Consider the following 12,131-nt stretch of genomic DNA (forward strand, 5'->3'; position numbering starts at 1 on the left):
GCCAATGACGCGGACGATCGCGCGCAATTCACACGCTGCCACAACTCTGGCTAAGGCCTCACAGCATCAAAAACAAGCCAACAACTGCTGCCTATAATGCTGAGAAAAGTTCACCTGATAGCTTGGCTCAGCTGCAAAGCCCCCAAGAGAAATATTGTTCGTAGCTTCTGCCCCGTCAGCCAGCTCAAACCCTCCACCAATACCATCATCCAGGCCTTCAACGCTGCCAACAACTCCAATCAAACCGGGCTTTGAACCCGGGGTAAGGCCTGGCATCTGCACCTCGTTCAGCACCGCAAGGTCATCAGGCAGGTCATCCGCTATTCGCTCCGCAAAGCTCTGCAGCGTCGTTTCCGCCAGCATAAATAGCCAAGCCTGGTCATCGGATTCACCTGTGCGCCGAAGTATCCGCCCCAGTACTTGCCGGTAATGCAGTTCGGTTCGGGTGCGACTGAGGTAGCAGCACACTTGCAGGCGTGGAATGTCGGTGCCTTCGCTGATCATTCCGACGGCGACAATCCAGCGGCAAGCACCCTGCCTGAACGCATTGATCACCTGTTGCGCATCAGGGGTTTTGTTGGTCACGAAGCGGCAACCCTCACCCCTAGCATCCAGGGCCTGGACAATTTGCTGGGCGTGCTCAATATCAGTGGCAACGACCAAGCCGGCTGCATCCGGCTTGATCTGGCGAAGATCATTGAGCTTGCTGCAGCCAAGATCGAGTAGCTGATAGATCACATCGTCATGGCGCAGCAATTCTTCGTAGGTGACAGGTGATTCCCCTAAGAGCTTGGGAATGCTGGGAAACAGCTTCACAGAGCTATCAGCGCCCAGTTCTTCCGTGAGTTTCACCTTCTGATTGTCGAGCAGGACAATGCGAGGGGATCGGCACACGCCGTCTGCAATGGCCTCTTCCAGGCCATAACGATAGTCGCAGATCAAGTGCCCCTCCGGCGAGGAGTAGCGAGCCAGGGCAATGGCCCGATCGTCCGAACGCCAGGGTGTGCCAGACAGGGCCAGCGTGAAGGCAGCGCGATCCTGTATCCGGTGCAGTATCTGCTGGCCCCAGGCGTTGCTGAGCAGCGGATCATGGCCAGCGCAATGGTGGATCTCATCAAAGACCACCAGCACACGGTAGTTATCAAGAAGCTGCCAGAACCCCTCATCCCGGTATTCCATGGCTTGGTAGGTGAATGCCGCACCCACGGCACCTATCTGGCCGTCGAGACGCCTGCCAAGCACCGCAGCAAAGGTCGAACGGAAGCCCTCAACGACCTGGCAGGATGGCGCGAAGCACATCACTAGGTCGATCCTGTTTTGCTCAAGCAGCCGGCTGGCCAGTTCTGCAGCCATGCGCGTCTTGCCAGCCCCCGGTGTTGCCTGGCAGAAGAAATGCGGCGTGACATTAAAGTGCTCCAGTGCCCTGGTGATACATCTGCATTGCCAGTCCCGTAGCAATCGGGTCATAAGGGGGCAGCAAGCGTCTTGAGGGTCTTTTCGATGGCACGAAGATGCCCGAGCAGGCGAGAACTGCGATCTCTGGCCTCCAGGTACTCGCCTTCAACCTTGTCCCGCAAATGGGGCATATCCTCCAGAAGCAGCTTGAATCGCTCCGCCTCGCCCATTGAAGACAGGAAATCCAAGCGAATTTCTTTGTGAAGCGCTTCCAAGTGCTGATCCGTATGGTCTGAAGAGTTAAGCGGTAAAGCCTCATTTTCTGGCACTGCAAGTATCTGCTCGGGCTCACAGGCAGTCTTGAGGCTGTTCTCAAACCCGTTGTCGATCAGCTCCAGTTGCAAATGCGCCGGAATCGGCTGCAGGTGGTAGATCTGCCCTCGAACACGGAGATCTTTATCGAGTACGACCCACCCCATGCGCAGTAATCGACGGATCTGCTCATACACATAGCGGCGTACATCGGCGATACGGAAATTCATGCCGTCCAGGCGATTGGCATAGGCATCGCGTAGTTCACGGGTCGTGAACGTTGTGCGCCCTTCCTCCTGAAGCAGCTCATACAGACGCCTATCGAAGATAAACGAGGCCGATTTCATTGAGGCACCAGAAGAGTTAATGCGAAAGAAATACGGATTATAATCCGTGGCTCGTGTGTCCGCAAACGCACGATAGTGCCGCCTCAGTGGAATTGAGACGGTCATGGATAAGTTGGCGAAAGCGTTAGGGGAACGCATCCGAATGCAGAGGAAAGCCTGTCGGATTTCCCAGGATGCACTGGCGCTGGCGTGCAATATCGACCGCAGCTATGTGGGGCGGATCGAGCGTGGCGAAGTAAACATCACCGTCGAGAAGCTATACCGCATCGCAGGGGAGCTCGCCTGCGACCCTTCAAGCCTTCTGCCTCAGCTGTCAGAAATCTAACCCGACTGAGCAATACCGGCCTCAAGAAGGTCTGACCCTAGCGCCGTTTTTCACATTTCCCCAAGCCTCTCGCCGCCATCAGCATCCTAAAAACTGCTAACACAAACGCCCGACTTTTGGTCTCGTTATCCAATTCAGGTAGACCTAGCGGCTCAACAAACTCACCTTGGTTAGGTCTCGTCAGTGAGTTGCGATATGTGGCCCCTGTATTAGTCGCTTCAATGTCCGCTTCTGGCCCAGGCTGTGTAAAAACGTGCACTGAGATCGACGCGACCAAAAAGCGACCTCCTGTAGTCGCGGGGGGGGGGGCACAACCTGCAATGACTATCGATGAGAAGTGGGGGCAGGTGGGGTCAGTTGCTTCTGCGATTTGGCTTGTTGAGAATCCACCAGGCAATGGGGCTAGTTGTGAAGGAGCCCCTCTCAGTTATTTCCCGTTTTTTCAACAATTGCCCGATGTCGCAACGGGTATGCTAATTTTTATCTCCCCTCGGACTAGCTAACAGAGGCTTTTATTCCTGGTCACCTCATAAGCTCGTATGAGGTGACCAGGAGCGAAACAGCCGGGGGCGCTGCTTTGCCGGCTGAATCGATGCTGAGCGTACCTAGCCAGATTCTAAGTTAGACAGGATTATGTCGACACTGTTGACATGCTCACCTAACCGGTAGCTCGTCGAGAAACAGCACGCCGTGGTGGGCGAGGGTGATTTCGCCGGGTTGTGGTTTCGAGTTGCTGTGACATTTGGGAATAGATGCAACGCACCTACGCTGTGCTCCGCATTCTGTCGTATGATTCGCCCAAATATTACGCAACTCAAACATGCTAATAGGTGCAACTGGCCGCATTATGGATAGCAATAGCTGCAACCAGCCTCGGTTCTCAGTTGCGAGGCGCATAAAATCTACGACGCGTAGCCTTTCCGGAGTGTTTGCTTTTCGCGGACAAGGCGTTGCCTTCGAGTCCATGTTGGAGCGTGACTTCCTCAGTCGGATGGATTTCAGGAAGGATGTTCTGACTGTGGTCTCGCAGCCGGTTCAACTGGATTTCGTTGCTCGCAGCGGCCGATCCTATACTTATACCCCGGATTATCTGGTTCATTTCCATTCTCACACCCATCTGCGCCCCATGCTCGTGGAGGTCAAACCGGCAGAGAACTGGCGTGAGAACTGGCGCGACCTGCTACCAAAATGGAAGGCAGCGTTGCGTTATGCGAAGGAGCGAGGTTGGCGCTTCCATATCTATGACGAATCGCGGATCAGAGGCCAATCACTGAAGAACATCCAGTACTTAGAACGATTCAAGAACGCGGATTACGCGGATCAGGATCTGGACGCCATCATTCGCACGGTCGCTTTCAAGGGCATTGCATCAATCAGCTATCTCGTGGCGCTGCACTTTCAAGGCGCTGAAGCTCTGGGCAAATCGCATATCTTTCATCTCATCGCGACCCGTCAGTTGGATTGCGATATTTCCGGGCCTCTGAGCGATTCGTTAGAAGTCATGGTGGCCGAATGAATGACTTCGTTAGTGAACAGCCTAAGAGAGGCAAGATTGACCGGTCTTTCGTAAATATCGCGCCCGGCCAGGTTGCTTGCTATCAGAAAGAGACCTTCCGGATTACCCAGATATTAGATTTCCAATCCGTGCTGGCGATCAATGTCGAAACCGGGCAACCGAAGGTGCTTCAAATCGGCGAGCTCAAGCCGTTTCTTGGAGACAAGGTAAGAGGGCCCTACGCAGATTACGATTTAGAGGATATCGGTGCTGAGGAATGGGCCATCGCGCAGAAACGCTACGCGGTCATCGCCCCACTCCTGAGCATTGGAGGTCAGTCACGTAGCGTGGTCGAGCAACGTGCGAAAGACGCCGGTGTTGATGCGGTTACGGTTTACAGATGGCTGCGCCGTTACAAAGAGCAAGGCGAAGTTACCGCACTGATCCCACTTAAGCGTGGGTGGGGCAAAGGTCGTTCCAGGATCTCTGAGGGCGTCGAGAAGGTTATTGCCGAGACCATCGACGATTTTTACCTGACCGAGCAACGCCCGGATGTTGCCTCAACGGTTTATGAGGTCCGAAAGCGTTGCAAGGCTTTGAAGCTGTCTCCTCCAACCGTGTCGACGGTGCAGGCGCGCATCAAGAACATTCCTGATCGGACGCGTTTGCGAAGACGCGGCGATAAAGAACTCGCGGGCAACAAATATGACCCGCGCCCAGGCGGACTTAACACTGAGTACCCGCTCCAGATCGTGCAGATCGACCACACGCCGGCGGATATGATCATTGTCGACGACGTTCACCGGCGTCCCATCGGTCGTCCTTGGCTGACGCTGGCAATCTGCGTGTATTCGCGAATGGTGACCGGCTACTACCTGTCGATGGATGCCCCCTCTGCGGTCTCGGTGGCAATGTGCGTTGTCCATTCAATCCTACCTAAGGAAAAGTGGCTGGCACTTCATGGGGTGGATGCTGAATGGCCGGTGTGGGGGAAAATGGGCACGCTGCACAGTGACAACGGTGCTGATTTCAAGACCAATAGCCTTGTGCAGTCCTGTGTGAACCACAATATCCGTCGTGACTTCAGGCCGAAGAAAAACCCGCAATGGGGTGGACACATTGAGCGCTGGATGGGCACATTCGCCGGCATCAACAAAAAAGATCGGGGCGCAACTTTTAGCAATCCTGCCGAGCGTCGTGAATATGACTCTGAGAAGCAGTCGATCTACACGTTTGCAGAATACGAGCAGCGGTTGGTCAGAAACCTCATCAAGTACAACAATAAATTCCATGAAGAGATCGACATGGCGCCGATCAAGAAATGGAATCTGGCATTTTTCGGAGATAAAGAGCACGACCCGATTGTGCCCCTACCGCCCAGGGTCGCGGATCCGTGGGGTTTCCAACTCGACTTCTTGCCTGCGACGCTGAGAACCATTCACCCCTATGGCGTGGAAATGGACGCGATGTATTTCGCTGAAGCACTGCGGCCGTGGATAGGTGCAACCGATCCTAAAACAGGCAAGGCTCGAAAATTCCTTTTTCGGCGCGACCCTCGTGACATCAATCGAATCTGGTTCTACGACCCGGCGTTAAAAGAGCACTTTGAGGTACCGATCATTCGTGGCAGATACGCCGGCGTAACGGTGGGCGAGTACGTCAACGCCAAGAAAAAAGCGAGGAAGGCCGGCCGCGACGCGGTCAACCACGACGTTATCGAGCGGATGTTGGACGAAAACAAGCAGCAGGAAACTGAGGCTGCCATGCGCACCAAGCAGGCTCGCAAAAGTGTTCAGAAGCGGACGAACAACACCAAACAAACTACGCCGGCTCGGCCCACGCCGCACGTCGAGCCCAAGTTGCCACCTATTGGGTTACCTGAATCGCCGCAACTGTTGTCGGTGGATGAAGTGGACACTTTTGGAGAAGTCTGGTGACTAATTACGCCCATATCACACCGCAGTTCAGAGACGTGATGGAAAAGTCCGATCTTGATCGGCTCGCATTCCTGGATGAGCCGCGCTGGGTTGATTACCAGGCGGCTAACAACCTGATGGACATCCTCAATGGCTTGCTACGCAAACCCGAGCGTCCTCGCATGCCAAACCTCATGCTTGTCGGTGAGTCCAATACAGGCAAAACCACGGTGGTCACCCGGTTCAAGGAGCTATCAGGGCAGCCGTACGTCAGCGACGATGCGGTCAGCGTGCGGCCGGTAATTTGCGCTGAAGTTCACAAGCCTGATGAGCGAGAGCTGTATAACGCCATTCTTCGAGAGTTCTGGGCACCCCACAACCCCGTCGCGCCGCTGGAAAAGCTTCGACATCAGGCCATTCATCTCTTGCGTGATGCGCGTACTCGCATGCTCATTCTTGACGAAGTGCATACGATCAACAACGGATCGGCTGCCAAGCGCATGGATGTCATGAACGAATTGAAGATGCTGTCGAACATCCTTCACATTCCTTTGGTGTTGGTCGGCACCCGGACGGCACTTCAGCTACTGGTCCTGGATTCACAGTATTCAAGCCGGTTTGAGGTTGTCTCGCTGCCCAACTGGTCGGTCAATGCCGAGTTTCAGCGTTTCCTGAAAAGCTTCGAATCAGTGCTCCCTCTCAAATTCGCTTCAAAACTGTACTCGCCGGAGCTCACCCCGCTCATTCACGCGATCTCCAATGGCAACACGGGCAACATCGAATACCTTTTACGTGAGTGTGCAAGGGAGGCGATTCGAAACGGTTCGGAAGTGATTGACCGTCGACTGCTGGAGAAAAACCAATGGATGCGTCCTACCAGTGCAGATGGGGTGCGGGAGCGCGTCCTTTAAATCCGGTCTGGCCGATGGTGCCAGCTCTTCTGCAGGACGAAGTTATCTCCTCCTGGCTAATGCGATGTGCTTTGGCCCAAGGTTGCGATGCCACAACGCTAACAGGCGAGGTCTGGCCTAGGCTGAGGTACTGGTGCAACGATCCGGACAGAGAGTTATCCATTGAACAGTCGCAGCACCTGACCCGCCTTTCTGGCATTCCCACAGCAGCGCTTCAAGCGGCCACTTTACAGCCGCTGTATCAGTTGATGACGGGAACTGCGGAATTCCCAAGAGGGATAGCGCCCTGGTTTCTCTGTCTGGGGTGCCGGAATCGACGTCGCAGCGGCGGCCTTCAGTACTGCCCAAAATGCTTCAAGGAAAGACTTCCTCATTACCTGATACAGGATCGGCTGGCGTGGCACAGCGCATGTCCATTGCACCAGGTGATTCTGCTGGACCGCTGTGAATGCTGCCATGCGCCATTATGCCCTCATCTGCTTGCACCACCTGAGCAGACGCTAGGTCGGTGCCATCGCTGCGGATATGAGCTGGGCTTCGCGTCAACTGACAGGGCACCGATCCAGGCTCTGAGTTTCCAGCTTGCGGCTGATGAGCTGTTTTCCAAACCTACCCTGCGGTATGGCGAGAACCATCTGCTTCTGACTGAATGGTTTGCTCTGTCGCGATGGATGATTGGTATATTGCGCACCGCCGCGCGCGCACCCAGCCCCTGCACGGAGATGTTTTTCCGTGAGCTTGGTGTGAACCTGGCCGAACTCAGGCCTCCTCCAACGGGCTTGCCATTCGAGTATTTGTCACCCGTGGACCGCGCAGGCGTCTTGGCACACGTCTGGAGCATGCTAGAGGTCGGTCCCGAGCGCTTGGTGGCCGTGGCCGAGCGGGAGCACGTGCGCCCATCGCTGTTGCTGCCGCGCTCGGGAGAGTTATCGGCCTCACTTGCTAGACTTGGCGCAGTGCTGAAAAGCAGTCGACGCCGTAACTACAACCTCGCCCCAGTCCGAACCCCGCGCTCTGTGAAAAGCGTATTGATGAGATGGCAACGATTGCTCAGGAAGTTTCAACGATGACACCTCCGGAACTGCCACTGAAATGCGATGAATGCCAATGCATCGCATCGAAGATTCACCGGATCCACAAGGGACGGCGATTCTGCAACACGTGCTATGCCCGACTGTTCAAGCGCCGATTGTGTTCCGGCTGTGACAATTTCGCCCGGCTCCCCGTATTTGAAAAAGACGCCAAATGCATCCGCTGCGAGTCGAGAGCGCCTTGTGTACGGTGCAAGAAGACCGGGAAGCCGGTCGGATTGATGACGGTCTATGGCCCAGCATGTGCCAGCTGTGCACATCACTTTTCCGAACCTGAGCCTTGCCACCGATGCGGCAAGCTATCAACAAAACTAACCCGAGTCCTAGCAATCGATCCCGATGTTCGCTGCTGCGCTCAATGCGCACGGGCAGGCGCGGCAACGTGCCCGGATTGCCGTCATCACCGTTTCTTGGTCCAGTGCAACGATGGTCTGATGCGGTGTAAATTGTGCGCTGAAAAAGGCAAAGTTCAGTGTGCCAGCTGCACCCGGTTGATGCCGGCGGGACGCAAAAACGAATGCGAGACCTGCGCCTGGGAAAAGAGCCTTGATCGTCGCGCGCATATTCATGTCGAACTGTTCGCCCATGCCAGCACGCGTCAACGCTTCAATGAGTTCTGCCTGTGGCTCAAAAGTCAGATGGGGGCGCAGAAGGCAGCGCTGAAACTCAAACACTACGTGCCCTTTTTCAGCTTCCTGGATGCGCATTCCGTAGGTTTACCCTCGTACGTTTTCCTGCTCGAACATTTCAGTGCAGAGGGGCTTCGTAGGATGCAGACCCCAATGCTATGGCTCAGTGAGCGGTACGGTGTCGCGGCCGATGAGCAACTGCGCAACCAACACTCCGAAAAACGCCGAATTCAAGAGTTGATCGAATCGACGCCCGCCGGCGTTGGCTTGGAAGCACTGCTGGGTTACCGAGAGTATCTTCGGACCAAACAAGGCGACGGATCTACGTCGATCAGTTCTGTTCGGCTTTCCTTGCGTGCCGCGAAAAACGTATTGGCTTCAGCGTCACAGCAGTTCGATACGTTGCCCACGCAGAAGACGGTAACGGCATATCTCACTCAGTCGCCGGGACAGCGTGCGACCGCGCAGGGCTTCATCAGTTATCTGAACCGAACCCATGGACTCAGCCTTACAACAGAACTCAGCGAGCGTGCGGTAGCAAGGGCGAAAAATCGTAAGCTTGAGGCCACGCTATACAACTTGTACTCCACCGGTGGCGAAGGTGAAGACTACGAGCGTGCATGGATCAAGGCCGCACTGATGCTGTTGCATGGATTGAGGAGCGTGAATAAGAAGAGGTTCTCGTATAGCGCTCTCGTGGTGAAGGGAGTAGCTGGTTTTAATGTGGTGATCAACGTTCAAACGTATTGGGTACCTAGCTTTACCTCCGGTACTTCCTTGTTAAGTGATCCTATGATCTGAGGCAGATTGATATCAGATCGATCGAGATGAGACACAAATCGAGGGCTACATGCCCAATGCACTGAAGCATCCACTTTCATTTTTTGCCGATGGAGCTTTGGATAACCCTATCCAAACGGATGGAGCAGTCGTTGTGAGTTTGCGATGAGTGTTTTTGCGACGCTCGATGTCGCTCGAATCCGAGGTGTATCAAAGTTATGGAGTTTATGTTCGGAGCATAAACTCCATAATTTCAGTACAAATCCCGTCACTGCTCAGATGAGGGTGACGCCCAAGCGGTAGAAGGCGTAGAAGATCGTTGTGCCGATGTCAGAGTGATGCCGAAATATGTTGTGCGGATGTCTCAACGGCGTTTTCAGGTTACGGAAGTTACCGTTGGCAAACCGGATCTCAGCGCAAATTCTGGAGATCTCGACCAGCGCTTCGGCCTCGTTGTTGATTTCCACTAGAAGCCCTGAAATTTTCTCTTCACTGTACACGGTGTCTTTTCGAATTTTCTTGCGCTGTAGTTCAAACAGGTAGAAAGAGCGGCCCCTAATCTTGATGCGCGCAACCAAGATACCTCGACGGTGGTTAGCATTTTCTTTGTAAGAAAGCCATGTTCTATTCTTATCTTTGGGCGCTTCGGATGGGGTAAACGCCGCCAGTGTTAGTAATCTGAAGTCTTCGCTTTGCACGAAACCCTGACGCTCTGACTGCCACGCCAAGCTAGAGAAGCGGTTTTTGCCCAGGTGGTGTCGAAGCTTATCCCAAACAGTTTGAAGTGCGCCTCCATCACCCAAGACTCGCTTTGCGACAGCAGTGAATTTGCCGACGCCTTTGTTGTAGCCCTGCGGGTCTCCAGTGGAGAGCACCTTGGTCGTGCCCGGCGGGACCAGAATGGCCTTTTTCTTTGAAAGCGATCGCTCGTCAAATGAAACGGTATGGGGGCATTCCGGCCCGAGGATTTCAAACCCAGGATCGGGCTTTGACCATCGAGCAGATCCTTGATCGGGTTCCTGACGGTCGGTGATCAGAAACGGGTCCTGTGGCTTTTCCGTTTCAATCTTGACCCTCATCGTGTCGAGAAGGGTTGGATCTTGTTCAGAATCATCCTTGGAATATTTGACCCGGTTTATCTCGTAGGGATGATCCTGTGGCTGACTCATACCTGTGACTTCGTAGCACAGAAATGTGGTGCGATTGTTGATCCAGCGGCCACGAACCTTGACCTTTGCAGGGCCCTGGAACCACGGCTTAACCCGCAAACTCATTTCCTTCATGCGCTTGCCGTATGCATTGTCCAGTTCGGCGTAGAGCAGCTTGGCGGCCTCTTCGGTGTAATTGTTGTATAGGGCGTATGCGAGAAACAGCCCATCGTCGTCAGGAACATTGGGATGTGGTTTTACAAGCCAGCTGTTGGGGTCTTTCTGGGTATCGGCATAGAGAAGCTCCCGCACCTTGGGCCATGGGTAGGTCGTCAGTATCCGCGCCATGTCCGACGTGCTGCCATAACACCGGTACAGAAATTCAATACAGGGGATCAGGAGGTTTTTGCCTTTCGGTAGGGGAAAGCTGAGAAACTCGGTCAGTGCCTTATCTGTTGGCTGGCTTCTAAGCGGATAATCGATCTTGAAATAGGGAACGGGTTGGTGATTGCCTTTGATACTGACGTAGGACCAGACACCTTCAGTGAAATCCACAGAAAACTCTTGGTCTTTACCCAGGTCCGTTTCGGCAATGCATTTTCCCCCTTGCCAAATGGTCCCCAGACGAAAGCTTCCCAGCCGGCTTACGCCGATCAACGCAGGCGTCACGCCGGCAGGCTCATCGTTGCGGTCTAAAAACCGAAAGATGACCTCCACAAAGGGAATGCTTTCAGCTTCGAAATTTTTTCTAATGCGCTCGTAAGACCAGACCACCACTGTTCCATTGCGGATGTGCTTGATGGCATCGCCATCTTCGGTAGTACAAAGGTTGTCGCGGGGAGGAACTCGCTTGATTCGATGAAACAATTCGCAACTCCGAATATGCAGGAGCATCACGCTCGTCGCTGATTAGTGGCTGACTAAGCGTGGACTCATGCATATCGTCCTGATCATTTGAAGCTCCGTCAGAGGGGCTGTACGTTACCTGCAAAAAAGGATCAGCACCAAGTCGGCACCTCATGCATGCCGATCATTTTCTTTAGCATCTGTGAAACAGAGTCAGAACGACATCCCTTCCGATGCTTGAGCAAGAAGCTGCTCCACCTGACGGAATCCAACGGTTGTGGAGAGCATCTCAATCGAGCTTTTACCCGAGAAATGGGACTTCGGTTTTGACAGCCAGCGCATAGCCTTGTCAGTGTCGCCAAAAAAGGACTCGGCTAAGGCAATGGTATGTGCCAGGCGAAACAGGTGGTCACTTTGACTCGCGGTTAATCGCTCACCTGTGGCCAGCTTTGTCGTAATAGTTGGGGTGGGAAGGATTGCGTCCAGAGTACCGGAGCTGATGAGCCCTAAGTCGCTCATTGCCGTAAGGGCGGTCGCCTCAAAGCCAGCGTCGATCATCTCGTGAATTTGCTGTGCAGTCGCGTCGACCGGGATATTGAGAAGAACCTTCATACGGTTTCGGTAACTGTCATCAGCTTGAGCGCGTAAGACGTCGGTGCCCCTTGCAGACTCACGCTTCATGGCGCGTACGGGTGTCAGGATTATCGTGTCGCCGGCGACGGTGATAGCCAGCTCATCCCCGATGCCCAGACCCATTTCCTGCAACAGGGCGGGAGGTAAATCGACGATGACATCGTCACTGCCGTCTTGGGTGGCCTGGGTTTGAACGTACCAGTGTCTGTCTTTCTTCATATCATCCACCTGACGTGCAGTCTGCGATAAAGGATGCCCTATGCTCGCGCGTGCAACGGCATCTGTCATGGATAAAAAGAGCCT

10 protein-coding genes and 1 pseudogene are annotated in these 12,131 nt (G+C 54.2%); 6 read left to right on the forward strand and 5 right to left on the reverse strand.

All coding sequences use genetic code 11. The features are described 5' to 3' along the window. Positions 1 to 66 precede the first annotated feature (66 nt). Both L6D63_RS06275 and L6D63_RS06280 read right to left on the reverse strand, forming a co-directional pair. The gene (locus L6D63_RS06275; RefSeq protein ID WP_131670703.1) at positions 67 to 1,467 is read right to left on the reverse strand and encodes a DEAD/DEAH box helicase; all 1,401 of its coding nucleotides are present in this window, start codon (positions 1,465 to 1,467) and stop codon (positions 67 to 69) included. Continuing rightward, positions 1,464 to 2,054, reverse strand: a complete 591-nt coding sequence (locus L6D63_RS06280; protein ID WP_131670702.1) for a hypothetical protein — start codon at positions 2,052 to 2,054, stop codon at positions 1,464 to 1,466. Before L6D63_RS06280 ends, L6D63_RS06275 begins: the two co-directional genes overlap by 4 nt. Before the next feature lie 103 nt (positions 2,055 to 2,157). Between L6D63_RS06280 and L6D63_RS06285 the strand changes: the two genes are divergently transcribed. Further along, entirely contained in the window at positions 2,158 to 2,379 is a 222-nt protein-coding gene (locus L6D63_RS06285) for a helix-turn-helix domain-containing protein (RefSeq protein WP_131670701.1), read from the forward strand. A gap of 663 nt (positions 2,380 to 3,042) precedes the next feature. Here L6D63_RS06285 and L6D63_RS28745 read toward each other — a convergent pair. Continuing rightward, a pseudogene (locus L6D63_RS28745) lies at positions 3,043 to 3,108 on the reverse strand (ATP-binding protein); the annotation flags it as partial. A 235-nt stretch (positions 3,109 to 3,343) separates the two neighbouring features. Here L6D63_RS28745 and L6D63_RS06290 point away from each other — a divergent pair. From L6D63_RS06290 to L6D63_RS06305, 5 genes are all read left to right on the forward strand, one after another. After that, positions 3,344 to 3,895 carry a TnsA endonuclease N-terminal domain-containing protein gene (locus tag L6D63_RS06290; protein WP_034139805.1) on the forward strand — a complete coding sequence of 184 codons (552 nt, stop codon included), beginning with the start codon at positions 3,344 to 3,346 and terminating at the stop codon, positions 3,893 to 3,895. Then, positions 3,892 to 5,811: a Mu transposase C-terminal domain-containing protein gene (locus tag L6D63_RS06295; protein WP_131670699.1), complete on the forward strand. Its 1,920-nt coding sequence runs from the start codon at positions 3,892 to 3,894 to the stop codon at positions 5,809 to 5,811. The genes L6D63_RS06290 and L6D63_RS06295 overlap by 4 nt, the downstream gene beginning before the upstream one ends. Further along, the gene (locus tag L6D63_RS06300) at positions 5,808 to 6,701 is read left to right on the forward strand and encodes a TniB family NTP-binding protein (protein WP_034139803.1); all 894 of its coding nucleotides are present in this window, start codon (positions 5,808 to 5,810) and stop codon (positions 6,699 to 6,701) included. Before L6D63_RS06295 ends, L6D63_RS06300 begins: the two co-directional genes overlap by 4 nt. Before the next feature lie 14 nt (positions 6,702 to 6,715). Beyond that, on the forward strand, positions 6,716 to 7,771 hold the full coding sequence (locus L6D63_RS28750) for a TniQ family protein (protein ID WP_373873757.1): 1,056 nt from the start codon (positions 6,716 to 6,718) through the stop codon (positions 7,769 to 7,771). Positions 7,772 to 8,226: 455 nt separating this feature from the next. Beyond that, positions 8,227 to 9,222 (forward strand): hypothetical protein, encoded by a 996-nt coding sequence (locus L6D63_RS06305; protein WP_236170290.1) that lies wholly within the window; start codon positions 8,227 to 8,229, stop codon positions 9,220 to 9,222. A gap of 254 nt (positions 9,223 to 9,476) precedes the next feature. On the opposite strand, the gene L6D63_RS06310 is transcribed toward L6D63_RS06305, so the two are convergent. Next, positions 9,477 to 11,216 (reverse strand): hypothetical protein, encoded by a 1,740-nt coding sequence (locus L6D63_RS06310; RefSeq protein ID WP_034139918.1) that lies wholly within the window; start codon positions 11,214 to 11,216, stop codon positions 9,477 to 9,479. Positions 11,217 to 11,408: 192 nt separating this feature from the next. Continuing rightward, positions 11,409 to 12,047: an antitoxin Xre/MbcA/ParS toxin-binding domain-containing protein gene (locus L6D63_RS06315; RefSeq protein WP_236170291.1), complete on the reverse strand. Its 639-nt coding sequence runs from the start codon at positions 12,045 to 12,047 to the stop codon at positions 11,409 to 11,411. Positions 12,048 to 12,131: the final 84 nt, after the last annotated feature.

It is taken from the genome of Pseudomonas parakoreensis (assembly GCF_021602155.1).
GTDB lineage: Bacteria > Pseudomonadota > Gammaproteobacteria > Pseudomonadales > Pseudomonadaceae > Aquipseudomonas > Aquipseudomonas parakoreensis.